Raw genomic sequence first — 16,739 nt, forward strand, 5'->3', positions numbered from 1 at the left:
AATTTATTAACGATCTCTTACGACGATTGGCCTGGATTTGGCAAAGAGCGTCTTGGTCGTCCACGGTGTGGATGCGCAGGGCAAGACCGTGCTGAAGAAGCAGCTTCGGCGCGATCAGGTGACGGCGTACTTCGCCAACCTTCCGGCATGCCTGGTCGGCATGGAAGCCTGTGGCAGCGCCCACCACTGGGCGCGGCAGTTGCGGGCGCTGGGGCATGAGGTCCGGCTGATGGCGCCGCAGTTCGTCAAACCCTATGTGAAGACCAACAAGAACGACGCGGCCGATGCGCAAGCCATTGGCGAAGCCGTGGCGCGCCCGAGCATGCGTTTCGTGCCGGTGAAGACGCCCGAGCAACAGGCGATCCTGGCCTTGCACCGTGCGCGCCAGGGATTTGTCGAAGAACGCACCGCACACGCCAATCGCATCCGCGGGTTGCTGGCCGAGTACGGGCTGGTTTTGCCGCAGGGAATCGCCCACATTCGCCAGCGCGTGCCGCTGCTGGTGGATGAGGCGCGCCAGAAGCTGCCCGGGATGTTCATCGAGCTCATCGGCAGGCTGCTGGAGCACTTCAAGGTGGTGGACGCCCAGGTCCATGACCTGGAGGCGCAGATCGAGCGCTGGGCGCAAGAGCAAGACGACTGCCGCAGGCTACAGGCCATCCCCGGCATCGGCCCCATCACCGCCAGCGCCCTGGTGGCGAGCATCGGTGACGCCCGCGCCTTCAGCTCGGGGCGGCAACTCGCTGCCTGGCTGGGCCTGGTTCCCCGCCAGCATTCCAGTGGCGGCAAGAACGTGCTGCTGGGCATGAGCAAGCGGGGCGACAGTTACCTGCGCACCCTGCTCATTCATGGTGCGCGCTCGGTGATTTTTGCCAGGCAGCGTAAGGCTCCTGTGGGGAGTTGGCTGCAGAAGTTGCTCGCCAGGTGCCATGCCAACGTTGCCGCCGTGGCGCTAGCTAACAAGAACGCGCGCACGATCTGGGCGCTGCTGGCGCACAAGCGCAGTTATCAGGCTGGCTTCGTGCCCACACCGCAGCAAGGATGAGCAGCATGGCGCACCACGATGGTCGCGCGGGGTCTGCAGGGAGGTGGCCCCCAGCGGGCTGTGGTCCACCTCCCTACACAAGCGTATGCATGTGCAGCGTCAAGGGGTTGCTGCGCAGCTCTGACGAGCGCCCTTGACGCCACCCGCAGCACAGGTTTCCGCCAACGCTTTGAGGAGTTTCCCCACCGATTGCTTCAGGCGATCAAGCAGTGATGGCAAGATAGGTCAGACCGGGATTGGTCAAATCTGGCGAACTCAACGAGCATTCAAGCCCGATGGATTGATGAGATACCGATCCGCGAATTCCATCAGGGCCAGCGGCACCATGCCGCAGCAAAGGCCGGATGTATGGCTGCAATCGACCCCTTCAAACCGTCATGCGCGAAAGCCTTGCAAGCCGGGGGCACCCATGTATGAGTTCCGGGCTATAGCTGGGCAGGTCGAACAGCTCGATGGCCTCCTTGTGCCGGGCCACCCATTCCTTCACCGGCTTGCCGTGATGCACACTCAGGTTGTCCAGGATGAGGAAGACCTTGCAGCCGGCATCCTTCACCAGCGCTTCGAAGAAGGCGATGAGGCGCTCGTGGTTGAACGCCTCGTCGATGATCATCCAGCGCGCCTTGCCCTGGTTGGTGATGCTGGCGATCATGGACAGCTTCTGGCGCGTGCCGCCCACGGCCCTCGCCACCGGCGTGCGGCCCTTGGGCGCAAAGCTGCGGCCACGCACATCGGTGTTGACCAGTGCCGTCTCGTCACCCCAATGGATTTCACCCTTCTCGGCTTTGGCACGTTCGGCAAGGGCTGGGTACTGCGTATCCAGCCAGGCCAGCACCGCAGCAGGGGACTGCTCATAGGCGCGGCGGATGGGCTTTTGCGGCGTGAACCCCCAGCGCGCCAGAGACTTGCCCACGGAGCGCACCTGCAAGGCCATGCCGCATTCGCGTTCGATGAGTTGCATCACGGCCGCTCGGCTCCACAGGGCAAAGTCCATCTTGAGTTGCTCGGGACGGTGGTCACAGATCATCTGTTGCAGGCGCGCTTCTTGCTCCGCACTGAGCACACGCTGCTGCCCCTGCCGACGGCCTCTGCGCTGGGGCGCCAGCGCAGCCATCCCCCCGGCTTCATAACGGTCAATGGTCTTGCTCACCGCCGTGTAGCTCAGCCCCACGTCGGCGGCAATCTGCGTGCGCGTGCGCCCGCGTTGGTGCGCCCGAACGACCTGCCGGCGCCGCTCGTGTTGCTCGGCTGACGTCAGCCGTCTTGCATCGTCGTTGTCCATGAACTCGCACACCACCCTAAAGTTCAATCTATTTAAGGGCAGAATCTATAACAGTGCCGAACTGCGGCTCGTACAGATCGGGTTTGAGCACGCCTTCCTTGAGGTTGTCAAGCACGACGTGACGGCAGGAGTCGGCGAAGGCGACCTGGTCGACCAGGCTCAGACAGATGGTCGCGGTGCAGCGCTTGAAGTGCCATGGCGCCTCAATGAACTTGAACTGCGGTGCAGCACGCACGCCGACACAGTGCAGAACGCCGGAGTCTGTGGCCGGGGTGGGCGGGATTTAGGTGGTCGCCATGAATCTCATGCTAGGATCGCGCCAAAATTCAATGACTGGCAATCCCCTAAGTGGGTGGAAATTGCTTTTGTAGAACGCAATTTTCGACCGGGCTCCCTGTCATTGGCTCAAATAGCCCGCGCCTAACCGGGCCAGATCAGCTTCTGAGTGTTCGGTTTATGCCGGCATCCAAGGGGGGCCAACCAAGTGCTTATCGCGTGTCGCAGTGAGCAGGATGCTTGCATCTTACCGATGCTCAGCCTGCTCCTGCGAGTACTGATTAGGCCCGATTCCTTGAAGAACTAGGCGGTGTCAAGAACATGTTCAACTTACATTTAAGAAGAGGTGTGGCCTCATTGCTGGCAGGTTTTGCCATCGTTTCAACGTTAGCTTTATCGGCTTGCGGAGGTGGAGGGGGCGCTGAGGCTGCACAGTCTGTAGCAGCAAACTCGCAGCCTTCAATTCCTTCAGTCTTCTCCTCGATCAAGCTGCCCTGGCAAGTATGGACGCCGACGGCGCCGGTGACACCGCCGTCCACAACCGGCAAGACCTACTACGTCAGCCCGACGGGCAGCGACGGCAACAACGGCACATCGATGGCGACGGCCTTTGCCACACCCCAACATGCGGCCGATATTGTGCAAGCGGGCGATACCGTATTGATCGCGGCCGGGACCTACCACGGCACCCTCAACCTGATCAACGGCGCCAGTGGCGTGGCCGGCAAGCCCATCACCTTCGGCTCCTACGGCAATGGACCCGTCATCATTGACGCTTCTCCCGTCATCGCAACAAGCGCCTGGAGGCAGGTTTCCGGCTCGGTCTGGCAGGCGCCGCTTGGCGTGACACCCGATGCGGTCGTGGTGAACAGTGTGCCGCTCAGGCCGGCGCTATCGGCGGCGTACCAGGCCACCTCGTCGCCCCCGCCCACCGACGCCAGCCTCGTGACGCCAGGCTCGGGGCTTTGGGCCTACACCTCCGGGGTGCTGAGCGTGGACTTCGGTGGCACCACGCCGGCAGCGGCCAATATCGTCATCCCGGCCCAGTCCAACCAGAATCCGATCTATTGGTTCAACAAGAACTATCTCATCTTCAATGGCTTGACAGCGCAAGGCTCGGGTGCCGGCGGCATCTGGGGCTACGGCAGCAACATCCTCGTCAGCAACTGCAACGCACAGTTCAACGACAAGGCCGGCATCAACTTCATGGCGATCGGTGGCGACGGCGCCAACAACGCCAACAACCAGGCCCTTTACAACCGCGTCTACCAAAACGCCATGCTCAACTGGCCACGCGGCAACAACGGCTTCGCCTCGTCCAGTGGTGGCTGGAGCGGTGGCCTGGTGTTCACCAACAGCCTCAACGGCTTGGCCCGTGGCAATGTGGTCTACGACAACGGTGGCGAAGGCATCATCTCCTACGGCAGCGCCCCGGGCGTGCAAACCGGGGGCACGGTGTTTGAGCAAAACGTGTCGATGGACAACTGGTCGGCCAATATGTACTTCGACAACCAGCCCAACGATATTGCACGCCAGAACATCCTGTACTTCAGCGGCTACAACCAGAGCGACTGGATTCATCCCTACGATCCCAATGTCTACCCATGGAGCACGATGTATAAGTTCAACTCCGGCATATCCATCGGCGATGAATGCGGCTCCTCCGGGGCCAACCCCTGCACCGCCAATCTGGCCAACACGCAGATCTACAACAATCTGATCGTGGGGTTCCGAGTGGGCATTGCCGAGTACTGGGAAGGCAACGCCATGCTCACCAGCAGCAGCCAGCATGGGCTGAAAAATACATTGATCGCCAACAACACCATCGTGATGCCACCGACGACGCCGCCCGGCACATACGCGATCGGGCTGTATCTGTGGGACAACGGCGCCAACAACTACAACAGCCAAGTCGTCAACAACCTCATTGTCGGCTTCGACAAGACCGAGCCGGTGATCTGGTATCAGGGCACTGGGGCCGATCCGGGCGTGAGCATCAACAACAATGCCTACTGGAACGCGGGCTATGCCAACACCTTCAACCTGGGGTTCAATCAGGTGGCGAATGACACGTTCGCGCAGTGGCAGGCCGCATCCGGGAACGATGCGCAGGGCATGTTCGGCAATCCGATGCTGACCAACCTGGGCGCGCTGGGCAATCCAAGCGCAGCCCCGTACAGCTATCTCAACGCGGTTCCCGCCGCGGGTTCCCCGCTGATTGGCAAAGGGCAGACCCTGGCGGCCTTCTCGACCAACTTGGCTGGTGCCGTGCGCTCTGGACCCTGGACTATCGGAGCCTTCTGAGCGCCCCCAGCAGTCCGCCAGCGGACTCCCCCCGAAGGGTCAAGACAACTCGGGAGCGGCCCTGCGTTTCCTTGAGCGTCCAAGAACATGCTGCCTCACGGCAGCCCTCGCAAGCCCACCTCGATGAACGGACGGTGGGCTTTTTCAATTTGGCTAGGACGCAACGCATGATGAAAGCGAGCCAAGAGCATTCAAAGGGCATGTTGCGCCGAGATTGGCCGTACTGGGAGGCGCGGAACCCGAATCTGTGGCACAGATTTTTTTGATCCAGATTCAGAAGTTTGCGAAGCCTGCATTCTGGCTTCAAGCATCAAACTACGATAGCGAGCTACCAAGCCAACAAAAATCCAGAAATTGGACATGAGATTGCCATCAACGAATCGGCTCCCATAAAAATTGACCATTGCAACCGCAATCGTTGCCAGTGAAAGGCTGATGCCATAAAGTTTTGAATCTTGAGAGGCATCCAATTTCTCGATCGATCTCCCTAATAAGTACAAACTAAAAAATAGAGAAATTAATGCAATCGGAGCAAAAATACCATCTTCGGTTGTGCAGAGCACGTAATAGCTGTGCGCGTCGAAATTGGCCTCGGTTGGTACGTAAGTGCCAATGGTTCTAGTAAAATGATTTAATCCTATGCCCCAGGGATTGCTCATGATTATCTCTGCAGCTCCTCCCCATATAACGAATCGACTTACAGTGCTTTCGTCCAATTCTTTGTTCAGTGGTGCTGAAACGACACCGGGCATAGAGTCTCTGGTCTGCATGGTCATATCGATTCGAGCGATAACTGAATCAGGCAGCCAAGCATGGTAATTGAACAGTGCGACGACAATGATCAAGCCTAGGAGACTGTCGGACTTTGCGGTCTTCCGGATGAAGACGCTATCCGAGACAATTGCTGCTGCACAACCGAGAGCCCGAGCCGATGAGCCGCTTCGTCCCTGTTGACCGAGACACCGCATATCTGTTGCCACCGTCGGTGGACGAATGGCTGCCCACTGATCACTTGGCGCGCTTCGTGGTCGAAGTCATCGAGCAGCTTGATCTGGGCGATCTGGCCCGACAGTACGCAGGCCGGGGCTCGGCGGCGCACCATCCGGCGGTGCTGCTGGGCCTGCTGATCTACGGCTACGCCAACGGCGTGCACTCCAGCCGCAAGATCGAGCGGGCGACCTACGACTCGGTGGCGTTCCGCTTTGTTGCGGCCAATACCCACCCCGATCACGACACGCTGGCGACGTTCCGCCGCCGCTTCTTGAAGGAGGTGGAGGCACTGTTCGTGCAGGTGCTGGTTCTGGCGCGCGAGATGAAGCTGCTCAAGCTCGGACACATCGCGCTGGATGGCACCAAGATCGACGCCAACGCCAGCAAGCACAAGGCCTTGTCGTGGGCTCATGCCAACAAGATCGAGGCGCAGCTGCGCCAGGAAGTACAAACGCTGCTGGCGCTGGCAGAGAACAGCGACCGCGCGACGGTACCCGACGGCATGGATGTGCCGGCGGAGATCGCCCTGCGTGCAGATCGCTTGAGCGCAATCGCGCAGGCCAAGGCCAAGATCGAGCAGCGCGCCAGCGAACGCCATCAGGTCGAGCAGCAGGAGTACGAGGCCAAGACCGCCAAGCGCCAAGCCCAGCGCGAGGCGGGCAAGAAGCCGCGCGGCAAGGACCCTGAGCCGCCAGAGGCCGGCCCCCGGAGCAGCGATCAGGTCAACCTCACGGATGAAGAGTCGCGCATCATGCCCGTGTCGGGTGGGGGCTTCGAGCAAAGCTACAACGCACAAGCCGGCGTGGACATCGCGACGATGATGGTGATCACCCAGCATGTGAGCCAGGCATCCAACGACAAGCGCGAAGTTGTGCCTACGCTGCAGCAGATCCAAGCGTTACCCGCGGTGCTGGGCGAGGTGCACACGCTCATCACGGACAACGGCTTCTTCAGCCAAGCCAACGTGATCGCGTGCAACGACGCGGGTATCGAGCCGCTGCTGGCGCTCAAGCGGGAGTCGCATCACACGCCGGTGATGGGGCGCTTTGCACCCGATGTGCCCGAGCCCCAGACGACGGATCCGCTCGTGCAGATGGCACACCGCCTGGGCACGCAAGCAGGCCGAGCCCTGTACGGCCTGCGCAAGCAGACAGTGGAGCCGGTGTTCGGCATCATCAAGCAAGTGATGGGTTGGCGCCAGATGAGCATGCGCGGGCTGGCCAAGGCACAAGGCGAATGGAGCTTGGTGACCATGGCTTGGAACATCAAGCGCATGCACGTCCTGCGAGCCGCGTGAGGGCAATAGTGCGCCCCGACCACGCCAAAACCGAGTCCCCAGGCCGCCCCATGTGCCCTCACAGTGTCTCGCCAACCATCGAGAGCGTTCGATCAGCGCGCCGCTGTCAAAAAAAACGCGTCGCACTGATCAATCGGATTCGCTCGGGTTCAAGTCCGACAGCCTCCTAGAAGCACGTTGCGTCGGAAGGCCAGTATCAGAATCAAAACGGCCAAGATGCCATAGGATTGTCTGGAGTAAGTAAAGAAATTTACGAAAATACCGAAGGCCAGACAGCCGAGAGCGATCCAGCGCACCGTGCGGCTTGATCGGTAGTAAAGCGCAGTGACTCCCATCAGCGTGAGGTAGATGGTGAAGAAAGCCGACGAACGATTCGCGTCCGTTGAGTTCCAGCTGAAGGGGGCTGCCACACGGCGCATTTCGTTGTAATTGAAGCCATAGTCGAGCACCTGGCGTAGGCCCAGGTAGGTATCGAAAAAAGTCGTAAACAGGATTGTGAAAAACAGCAGCCGTATGGTCTTGGTATCTTGCACCGCGTAATAGGCTAGAAAGTACAGCAGCATGTACAACACTGCGTTTTTCAAAACCTGAAAATCGGCGAAGACGGTTGATATGTCATGGACCTGCCCGATCAGAAATCCCCAGGTCAGAACCAAGAAAAAGAACACAAACTGCTTTTTGAGGGGAGCACGGGTTTGCGCCTTAACTTTGTTTCTCATAATGAGAATCAGAATGGCGACAAACAGCAGATTGGTGATGTTCAGCCCGGTCAGCGTGAAGTCCGGAAACATGCGCTGGTTCGGGATGTAGAAAATGGTGAACATCAGCAGATACTTCAGCGCACGCGGCGTGGCCTGTATGTCGGTGGCGATGGCGGGGCTAGCGGCTTTCATCATCGATCAGGTGGGGTTGGTCAGGCTGGAATGAGGCTGGCGGCCGGGGACTGCAACGCGACACCGGAAAGTCCGTCAGCCTGGTCAAGGAAGCGCTGCGCCCACATTTCGTAGGTCAGGGTCAGCCACAGAATCTCGCTGTTGTCGTGCGTGCCGGCCAAGTGCCGGTCCATGCATAGGTTTACACCTTCGACGTTGAACACGCCGCGTTCACTGAAGCGCCGTGAGTTGATGGTGTCGCGCATGAGTTCGCGCAAATCGTGGCGCAGCCAGTGGGCGATGGGAATGGCGAAGCCTTGCTTGGGTTTGTTCAGCACGCTGGCGGGCAGGAGTTCTTCCGCCACGCGCCGGAACAGGTACTTGCCCTTGCCGTCGCGCAGCTTGAGGTCGAACGGCAGCCGCGCGGCGAATTCGAGCAGTACATGGTCGAGCAGTGGGGCGCGGGCTTCGAGCGAATTGGCCATGGTCATGCGGTCGACCTTGACCAGAATGTCGTCGCTGAGATACGTGGCCATGTCCCCGTTCAGGATGCGTTCCATCGGATCGGGGATGTTCGCATCGAGAAAATGCCGGCGGATGCTGGAATAGGGGTCGGCCCGCTGGAACTCGGGGGCGAGGATGAGGCGCAGGTCGTCACTGTTGGCCAGCGCCACGCTGGAGATGTAGTCGTCGGGGTAGGGCAATGCCATGCGCGTCGCGATGCGGCTCAGGCGCACGCCCAGCGTGCCGGGTGCGACGGCTGCAGCGGTGCGCAGCAAAGGCCCGCCCAGGCCAAGTGAGGATCGACGCAGTGTGAGCAGCTTCTGGTATTTCGCGTAGCGTTCGTAGCCGGCGAAGAGTTCGTCCCCGCCATCGCCGGAGAGCACCATTTTCACGTGTCCCGCAGCCAGCTTGGAGACGAGGTGGGTGGGGACCGAGGAGGAGTCGCCGAAGGGCTCGTCGAAGTACCAGACCAGGTCTTTCAGCGTGGACACGGCGTCGGCCTCGACGACGAGTTCGGTGTGGTCGGCGCCAATGTGCCGGGCCACGGCGCGGGCCGCGGGCAGTTCGTTGAAGCGCTCCTCGCGAAAGCCGATGGAGAAGGTCTTCACCGGCTGCGCCATATTGCGCGCCATCAGCGCGGCGACCACGCTGGAATCGAGCCCGCCGCTCAGAAACGCCCCGAAGGGCACATCGCTCACCAGACGCACGCGCACCGCGTCTTCGAGCTGCTCCAGCAGGCGGCGCTGCAGGGTGGGTTCGTCATCGGTCCACTTCGGCCCGAACACCAGTTGCCAATAGCGGCGCAAGCTGACTTGACCATGCTGCGCGACGAGCACATGCGCAGGGGGGAGCTTGTAGACGCCTTCGTAAATGCTTGCGGGCGCCGGCACATAGCCCAGCGCGAAATAGTCGTGCGTCGCTTGAGAGGAGACCTTGGCGCGAAAGCCCGGCACCACAGCCAGACATTTGAGTTCGGAGCCGAAGGCCAGCGTGCCGTCAGCCAGGGTGGTGTAGTAGAGCGGCTTCTTGCCGAGGCGGTCGCGACCGAGCACAAGTTTGTTTTGGGCGATATCCAGAATCGCCACGCCGAACATGCCGCGCAGGCGCTCGAACACGCCTTCGCCCCACTGCTCGTAGCCGTGCACGATGCATTCGGTGTCGGTGTGGGTGGTGAAGATATGCCCCGCGGATTCAAGCTCGCGGCGCAGATCGCGAAAGTTGTAGATCTCGCCGTTGAACACGATCCACACCGTGCGATCCTCGTTGTGGATGGGTTGATGGCCGGTGGCGATGTCGATGATGCTCAGGCGCTGCATGCCGATATGGCCGATCGGGTGGCGGAACACGCCGCGGTCGTCCGGCCCGCGGTGCTCGATGCGCTGGCACATGGCGTCGATCACGGCCGGATCGGCATCCAGCCGGTCGCCCAGTCCGTAGAGTCCTGCGATTCCGCACATGATGTCTGGCTCGGCTCGTGCTCAGGCCGCCATGGCCCGCGGCGCAGCTTGCGGCTGCTGGGCCGGGGCCATGTTTTGGCGCTCGGTGATGGGGTCGATGTACTCGCGGTGCCACAGTTCAAGTACGGCCAGCATGTGAAGATCGGCCGCGTGGTCCCACGCGCCGTTTTGGTGGCGCTCGATCAAGCCGCGAATGAAATCGGGGTTGAAGTAACCGCGGGCGGCCGCGCGATCGGACAGCACGATGCCAGTGAGCAGCTTGGCATAGCTTCCGCCGCGCTGCAGCCACACGCTGGTGGGCAAGCCGAAGCCCTGCTTTTTCTTCTTGCGGATCGCTTCCGGCAGGATGTCGTTCATCGCCAGTTTGAACAGATGGCGCTTGTCCAGGCCGCGGACCTTGTCCGAAGCCGGCAGGCGGCCGGTGAAATCGACGAGGCGACGGTCCAGGTAGGGGAACGCCACTTCCACGCCGGCCAGCTTGGCGGCGCGCGCCACCTTGACCACATCGTTGTCGGCGATGGTCATTTTCAGGTCGAGGTACATCAGCCGATGCAGTTCCGCATGCGCTTGAGCGTCGGCGTAGATGCGGCGCTGCACGTCCAGCGCGTCATCGGCTCGGACAGCGGCGCGGAACGCGGGGCTGAGCATCGCCTCGAAATGTTTGGAGGCGAAGGCGTCGTCGCTGTAGAAACGGTCGGGGTTGGGCAGTGTGGCGCGGTGAACGAAGTTCTTGATGCGGTTGGCGAAGCGCGAGTCCACTCCCTTGAGCACACCAGCCAGGGTTTTGCCAAATGCCCGCACGGAAGCAGGCGCCGTGTGGAAGCGATGGAAGATCTGGTCCTTGCGATAGCGCTCGTTGCCGCCGAAGATTTCGTCGCCGCCGTCACCGGCGACCATCAGCGTGACGCCATTTTGTGCGGCCAACGTGGTGCAGTAGAAGGTGGGAATGGCGGAGGAGTTGCCGAAGGGCTCGTCGTACGCGCCCACCAGTTTGGGCAGGGCGGCAACGGCGTCGTCTTCACTCACGCGATACTCGTGGGCTTTCAGGCCGAAATGCTGACTGGCGATGCGTGAGTAGGGCAACTCGTCGTAGCCGTCTTCCTGGAACCCGATGGAAAAGCTGTTCACTGGGGCATCGTGCGCTTGCGACAGAATGCCCGAGATGCTGGAGCTGTCGGTCCCGCCGCTGAGAAACGTGCCCCAGCCCTGCGCGTCGGCACTGCGGTAATCGCGCACGGTGTGCAGAATGGTTTCACGCAACTGCTCAATGCGCTGCGCCTGCGGCGCCGCCATGTCCTCCGGATAGCGGGCATCCCATTGGCGGCGCAGTCGAACCCGCGCACCATTCCATTCCAGGCAGGTTCCGGCGGGCAGCTTGGCAGCACCTTCGATGGCGGTCAAAGGTGCGGGTACATAGCTGAAGTTGAGGTATTGGTACACCGCCTGCAGCGATACGCGGGGAGCCAGCAGACCGGAGCGCAGGATGAGCCGCAAGTCGCTGGCGATGAGCAGACCGGCGCCCACTTGCGCATGAAACACCGGGCAGGTGCGGAACGCGTCGGTGCAGGCCAGTGCGCGTTTGCCGTCGACCGACCACAGCACGTAGCTGTAACGACCGCTGAGATGTTCGTGCGCGAAGCGGCCATCGCGCACCCAGGCGGCGACCACCGCGCCGCGCGGGTCGATGGCTGCCGCTCGCGCGCTGCCCCGCGGGGGCTCCAGGGCCAGCCCCAGTCCGCCAGCTGCGCCATCACCAATGATGCGGGTGTCGCCGCGCGCCCAGACATGAACATGGGGGACTGGCATCGCCTGTCGCACTGGGGAGTCGCTGGCGGCCGGGGGCCACAGCGCGGGGTCGGACAAATCGGCCATTCCGGCGGGTGGCCGTTCGGGGCCGATGAGAACCAGAAAATCGCCGAGGATGGCAGACATGGATGGAGGCGGTGAGAGTTAAAGGTTCAGGGACGAGGCGCGCACCGCAGGGTTGCCGCTTCCTCGTAGAGGGTTGCAAACGCGGCCACCATCGCCGGCATGCTGAAGCAACGCAGCGCCTTGTCGCGTGCCGCACGGCCCAGGTTGACAGCTTGTTCGGGGTTGTCGATGAGGCGCTGGATGCAGGCGGCCAGCGCGGCGTCATCGCCGACATGGAACAGCAGGCCCGTGCGCTCGTGTTCGACCAATTCGACATTCCCCCCGGTATGCGACGCAATCACTGGACGTCCGCACATCATGCCCTCGAGAATGACGTTTGACAGCCCCTCAACCAGGGAGGGCAGCACCACCAGGTTGGCTGCCGACATCAGTGCTGCAGCGTCATGGCGCTGACCCAGGAAGTGGACTTGCTCGCTCAGCCCCAGCAACCCGGTTTGTTGCTCGAGCGCCGGGCGCAGCGGACCATCTCCGGCGATGATGAGTCGTGCATGGGTGTTCCGCAGCCGAGCCATGGCACGGATCAGCGTGGCCACGTCTTTTTGTTCGACGAGGCGGCCGACGAACAGGATCAAGGGCGTGTTCAGTTCGATGCCGAGCTGAGTGCGCACGGTCGCGTCGGTTTGAGGCGCAAGCTCGGGCACGGTCACGCCGTTGTAGATCACGCGGATGAGCCCGGGCGGCAGTTTCATGCTGTGCCGAGCGCTTAGCGCGCCTGCCTCGGAGTTGGCCACGACCTGCCATGAGCGCCGCATCACCCATTGCTTGATGCGGCGGTGCAGCGGGCGCTCCCAGTCGTAGGTATTGCGGATGGAGCTCAGCAGCACGGGCTTGCGCCGGGCGGGGATTAGGGCGTGGACCACGGCACCCCACAGTTCGCCGGTGAGGGCGAAGCAATGCATCACATCGAACGCGCCTGCTGCCACGGTCTGGCGCAGACGGCGGACGAACCCCGGGTCGATGCGCGCATGCTTGGCGGCAAGCAGAACGGGCACGCCGGCCTGCTCGAGCTGGTCGACAAAAAACGAGCGGTTGCGAAAATACAGAACCGTGGGTTCGAAACGCGAGCGGTCGAGCCCCAGCACCATCTGCACGATCTGACGCTGCGTCCCGCCGACCTCCATTTCATCGGTGACGATGAGCACACGGATCCTGCGCGGCTTCTCGAGCGGATCTCCGGGGGCGCCCGCTGGCGGACGATTGGGGGCGCTTTCAAGCCAACCGCCGGGCCGCCCCAAGGTTGGCTTGCCCCCTCGGGGGGCGTCCGCTGGCGGACGATTGGGGGCGCTTTTACCCACGGTCGACTCGCGCCGCGACCTTGCTCGGCACGCACCCTGAGGCGATGGCGGCATGCAATTTGGCAGCCTCGGTGGCAATGGCGAATTCGGCCTCGACCTTGCGCCGTCCCTCCAAGACGCGGGTTTTGACTTCAGCCGTGTGGCCGAGCTGGTGTTCGATGCAGCGGGCTAGATCGGCCGCATCGCCGGGTTCGGCCAGCAGGCCGCAGATCTTGTCCGTCACCAGTTCCGGGATGCCCGAGACGCGCGTGGACACCACGGGCGTGCCGCAGGCCATGGCCTCCATCAGCGCCACGGGAATGCCGTCGCGGTCGCCCTGCGGCGTGATCACGCAGGGCAGCGCGAACACTGCTGCCCTGCTCAGCAATGCGCGCACTTCCTCCTGTTTGCGCGCGCCCAGTAGTTGCACCTTGTGCTGCAAGCCAACCCTGGCGATTTGCCGGGAGAGGGACTCGCGCAGCGGGCCTTCGCCGACGATGCGGCAGGTGAATTCGACGCCGCGTTCGGCCAGTAGGCCGCAAGCATCGATCAAATGCTCGAAACCTTTGATCGGGTCCAGCCTGCCGACTGCCAGGATCAGCCCAGGCTGTCGGTCCTGCGGCTTGAAGGCATAGTCCTGGGGGGAAACCCCGCAATGAATGACGCGCATTCGGTCGAGCAGGACGAGCGAGACACGGTCGGCAAGAAAAGTGCGGTTGTACTGAGAGATGGTCACGCTGAACCTGGCGTGCGCCAATTTAGGCGCCAGCAATTGATCTTCCAGAAAGATGTCGTGTGCATGGGCGGTGAAGCTGAAGGGAAGCCCCAGCCGCCCCGCGGCGAACATGGCAGCCGTCGAGGGATAGGTCGCCCAATGGGCGTGCAGGTGGCCGGGCTGCAGGCGACTGACGGCGCGCAGCATCGCCAGGGTGCGCCACCAGGTCACCATGGTCTTGACCAGGGCCTGCGGCTGACGCCGCAAGCCCCGCACGATTTGCCCTAGCTCGGCGCAGGAGCGCAAGGGGTGGCGCAGGAGTTCGGCTCCCGCCAGCAGCATGGCGTGCGCCTTGCCGGGCGGGTAGATCACCCTGTCCAGCAGCGTCTGGGCATCGGACTGCATCAGGGCTTCACTGGGCGGCTTGAGCGAGACGATGCGGACATCCATGCCGAGGTCGATCAAGGCGCGGATTTCGCGCACGATGAACGTTTCCGACCAGCATGGAAACAGGGAAACGAAGTACACCACCCGCATCGTCGTGTTCGCTTTCTCGTTTCGGGAATCAGGCCTGCGGCCGTTCGGGTGTCGTTGCTGGGCCTGAGCGCCAGAGGTGGGCGTTGCGGTTGGTGAGAAACTCGAAAAACCCGAGCATGGCGTAGCCATTGAGTGCGATGAAGGTCGTCGCCAATTTCACCAGGCCGCAGTTGCGGCATGCCGGCACCAGCGCGCCGAGCAGCGGCAGCGCATAGAACGCCAGTTGCAGGGCCAGCAGCATGGCGTAAAACGTGGAATGCAAGGCCAGCGCGACATTGCTCAGCAGGGCCAGCGACATGGCCCATGGCGCCAGCAGGCGCAGCAGCTTGTGGGACACGAACTGGATGAAGATGGGGTTGCGCCAGGGCAGCAGCAGTTGCGGATAGAGCAGAAGCAACTGGAAATTGCCGGCCAGGGTGCGCACCTTGCGGCGGCGTTCCTGCCGGGCTTCGGTCGAGGGGGTGTCGTAGGCCAGGGCGCGGCTTTCGAACACCACGCGCCTGCCCTGCATCGCCGCCTGCATGGGGATGGCCACGTCGTCGAGGATGGTGCTGGGTGGTATGGGCCTGAAACAGCTTTTGCGCAGCGCATACAGCGCCCCGGTGACGCCGGGCACCGAGTGGATGGCCGCTTGGCTGCGGCGGATGAATTTTTCATAGCGCCAATAGGCGCTGACGCCGCTGGCGAAGGCGTTGGCATCTTCGGCGACGAAGACCAATTCGCCGCTGACGGCGCCGACCTGCGGATCGGCGAGATTGGCCGTCAGATGGCGTACCGCTTCGGGGTTGAGGCGCTGGCGCGCATCGGTCAGCACCAGAACCTCTTCATCGCAGCTGGCGATGGCGTCGTTCAGGCATGCGGCTTTGCCGCGCGTCAGCGGAAAAGCAAGCAAGCCGACCCGCGGCGAGGCGAAGCCGCGCACGACATCGTCCATGCCATCGGTCGAGCCGTCGGAGACGATGAGCACCCGCAACCGGTCAGGCGGGTAATCCTGCGCCAGACAGGTTGCGATCTTGGCCTGAATGCGCGCCACCTCGTTGCGCGCCACCACGATCATCGCCAGCCGCGGTTGGTAGTGAGGCGATGCCGCCACGGGCCATGGTGCCAAGCGCGCCCACAAAGCCACAAGGGCTGGATAGCCGCAGTAGGTGTAGAGCAGCAGGGCGATGCTGACCCAGAGCAGCCATGCCGCCATCTCAGCGCCCGCCCGAGGCCAGGCGCAGCAGGCCGCGTCGCACGCGCTCGTAATTGGTATTGCCGAGCAACTGCTTGCTGGAAATCAGGGCGCCGTAGCGCAGCCGCTGGCGCAGCAGTTCCAGGCGGTCTTGTGCGAGCCATTTCGCAAATTGCGCTGGCGTGGTGCCGCGCAACACCGCCAGGCGTGGAATGTCATCGGACCGCAAGTCATGCCACAGGGCTACGCGCGACGAGCAGATGGCCTTGTAACCCAGGCGCGTGGTGGTGAGGTGCATGCCGGCCGGCATGCGTCCGCCGGGTGGCGCGAACAGTTCGACCGGGCAGCCGAGCTTGTCTTCCAGCATGGCCTTGGAGGTGTGCAATTCCTGCTCGACCTCGGCTAGGGTGAGTTCGTCCAGGTAACGATGGCTGTGTGCGTGCGACTGGATCGACATGCCCGCCGCAGTCATGTCGCGCAAGGCCTGCCAGCTCAGATGCCCAGTCTTGCCGATGGTTTGCGTATTGACGAAAAAGTCACCGGAGCCACCTGCATCGTGCAATGCCTGCGCTGCCCAGGCATTACTGACGTCGCCGTCGTCGAAGGTGAAGGCTACAGCGGACGCTTCCGGGCGCAGCAGCAGCGACTGCACGCTCTGGGGTCGTCGTCCGGCGTCACGGACGATCTGGAGTTGTTCCAGAAACTGGGTTGGGCCGACCGAATAGTGCGCATCGGCTCGTGAAAAGCCATCGCCTACAGCGGATACTGCGTGATACATCAAGACCGTGGTTGGATGGGGTTTGATCATCGCAGTCAGGTGGGCAGAAGTTCAGATCGAGCTTGCAACCCTGCCGATTTTTCACCATTGGGTCCATCATCGTATTCGTTGGAGTGTGACTTGGAACCCTCGATTCATGGGGTTGGCCCGGGTGCCTTGCGGAATTGTTCAGAGATCAATCCATAAATCGACAAATCTGAAGCCTGCGGCCGGCAGGTTGAGGACGTTGTGCGGCCGGCACCCGGGGGCACGGGACGAGCACTGGCGGCTGAGCAGGAACGTGAGGTGGAGCGTTGATCCGGGAG

General features: G+C 62.3%; 12 protein-coding genes and 1 pseudogene. 4 read left to right on the forward strand and 9 right to left on the reverse strand.

All coding sequences use genetic code 11. The features are described from left to right. Positions 1–25: 25 nt before the first annotated feature. Complete coding sequence (locus THIX_RS02790; protein WP_112484762.1) at positions 26–1,045, forward strand: IS110-like element ISCARN36 family transposase; 1,020 nt, start codon at positions 26–28, stop codon at positions 1,043–1,045. Positions 1,046–1,460: 415 nt separating this feature from the next. Here the strand turns inward: THIX_RS02790 and THIX_RS02795 are convergent. Then, positions 1,461–2,324 (reverse strand): annotated as a pseudogene (locus THIX_RS02795) (IS630 family transposase); the annotation flags it as partial. Between THIX_RS02795 and THIX_RS22860 the strand changes: the two are divergent. Then, positions 2,323–2,748, forward strand: coding sequence for a hypothetical protein (locus THIX_RS22860; protein ID WP_146748436.1), 426 nt, complete (start codon positions 2,323–2,325; stop codon positions 2,746–2,748). The pseudogene THIX_RS02795 and the gene THIX_RS22860 overlap by 2 nt on opposite strands. Positions 2,749–3,122: 374 nt before the next feature. Then, positions 3,123–4,904 carry a hypothetical protein gene (locus THIX_RS02805; RefSeq protein ID WP_112484765.1) on the forward strand — a complete coding sequence of 594 codons (1,782 nt, stop codon included), beginning with the start codon at positions 3,123–3,125 and terminating at the stop codon, positions 4,902–4,904. A 191-nt stretch (positions 4,905–5,095) separates the two neighbouring features. On the opposite strand, the gene THIX_RS22865 is transcribed toward THIX_RS02805, so the two are convergent. Next, a complete protein-coding gene (locus THIX_RS22865) occupies positions 5,096–5,749 on the reverse strand; it encodes an O-antigen ligase (RefSeq protein WP_158540783.1) in 654 nt (217 codons plus the stop codon). An 86-nt stretch (positions 5,750–5,835) separates the two neighbouring features. Here THIX_RS22865 and THIX_RS02810 point away from each other — a divergent pair, with 86 nt between their 5' ends. Then, positions 5,836–7,191 (forward strand): IS1182-like element ISThsp16 family transposase, encoded by a 1,356-nt coding sequence (locus tag THIX_RS02810; protein ID WP_112484377.1) that lies wholly within the window; start codon positions 5,836–5,838, stop codon positions 7,189–7,191. Between the two features lie 149 nt (positions 7,192–7,340). Here THIX_RS02810 and THIX_RS02815 read toward each other — a convergent pair whose 3' ends face one another. The 7 genes from THIX_RS02815 to THIX_RS02845 form a co-directional block, all read right to left on the reverse strand. After that, positions 7,341–8,087 carry a hypothetical protein gene (locus THIX_RS02815; protein ID WP_112484767.1) on the reverse strand — a complete coding sequence of 249 codons (747 nt, stop codon included), beginning with the start codon at positions 8,085–8,087 and terminating at the stop codon, positions 7,341–7,343. A 17-nt stretch (positions 8,088–8,104) separates the two neighbouring features. Then, entirely contained in the window at positions 8,105–10,024 is a 1,920-nt protein-coding gene (gene asnB / locus THIX_RS02820) for an asparagine synthase (glutamine-hydrolyzing) (protein ID WP_112484769.1), read from the reverse strand. Between the two features lie 21 nt (positions 10,025–10,045). Then, complete coding sequence (locus tag THIX_RS02825) at positions 10,046–11,956, reverse strand: asparagine synthetase B (protein WP_112484770.1); 1,911 nt, start codon at positions 11,954–11,956, stop codon at positions 10,046–10,048. A 26-nt stretch (positions 11,957–11,982) separates the two neighbouring features. Continuing rightward, a complete protein-coding gene (locus tag THIX_RS02830; RefSeq protein ID WP_158540784.1) occupies positions 11,983–13,098 on the reverse strand; it encodes a glycosyltransferase in 1,116 nt (371 codons plus the stop codon). Between the two features lie 145 nt (positions 13,099–13,243). Continuing rightward, positions 13,244–14,428, reverse strand: a complete 1,185-nt coding sequence (locus THIX_RS02835; protein WP_158540785.1) for a glycosyltransferase — start codon at positions 14,426–14,428, stop codon at positions 13,244–13,246. Positions 14,429–14,510: 82 nt separating this feature from the next. Next, complete coding sequence (locus tag THIX_RS02840) at positions 14,511–15,677, reverse strand: glycosyltransferase family 2 protein (protein ID WP_112484776.1); 1,167 nt, start codon at positions 15,675–15,677, stop codon at positions 14,511–14,513. 1 nt (position 15,678) lies between these two features. Continuing rightward, on the reverse strand, positions 15,679–16,464 hold the full coding sequence (locus THIX_RS02845) for a polysaccharide deacetylase family protein (RefSeq protein WP_112484778.1): 786 nt from the start codon (positions 16,462–16,464) through the stop codon (positions 15,679–15,681). Positions 16,465–16,739 lie beyond the last annotated feature (275 nt).

Source organism: Thiomonas sp. X19 (assembly GCF_900089495.1).
GTDB lineage: Bacteria > Pseudomonadota > Gammaproteobacteria > Burkholderiales > Burkholderiaceae_C > Thiomonas_A.

What these genes read in the sequence shown, in the direction of transcription:
- THIX_RS22860 (WP_146748436.1), top strand. Translation starts at nt 2,323, where the DNA reads ATGAACTCGCACACCACCCTAAAGTTCAATCTATTTAAGGGCAGAATC.
- THIX_RS02810 (WP_112484377.1), top strand. Translation starts at nt 5,836, where the DNA reads ATGAGCCGCTTCGTCCCTGTTGACCGAGACACCGCATATCTGTTGCCA.
- THIX_RS02815 (WP_112484767.1), bottom strand. Translation starts at nt 8,087, where the DNA reads ATGATGAAAGCCGCTAGCCCCGCCATCGCCACCGACATACAGGCCACG.
- asnB (WP_112484769.1), bottom strand. Translation starts at nt 10,024, where the DNA reads ATGTGCGGAATCGCAGGACTCTACGGACTGGGCGACCGGCTGGATGCC.
- THIX_RS02825 (WP_112484770.1), bottom strand. Translation starts at nt 11,956, where the DNA reads ATGTCTGCCATCCTCGGCGATTTTCTGGTTCTCATCGGCCCCGAACGG.
- THIX_RS02840 (WP_112484776.1), bottom strand. Translation starts at nt 15,677, where the DNA reads ATGGCGGCATGGCTGCTCTGGGTCAGCATCGCCCTGCTGCTCTACACC.
- THIX_RS02845 (WP_112484778.1), bottom strand. Translation starts at nt 16,464, where the DNA reads ATGATCAAACCCCATCCAACCACGGTCTTGATGTATCACGCAGTATCC.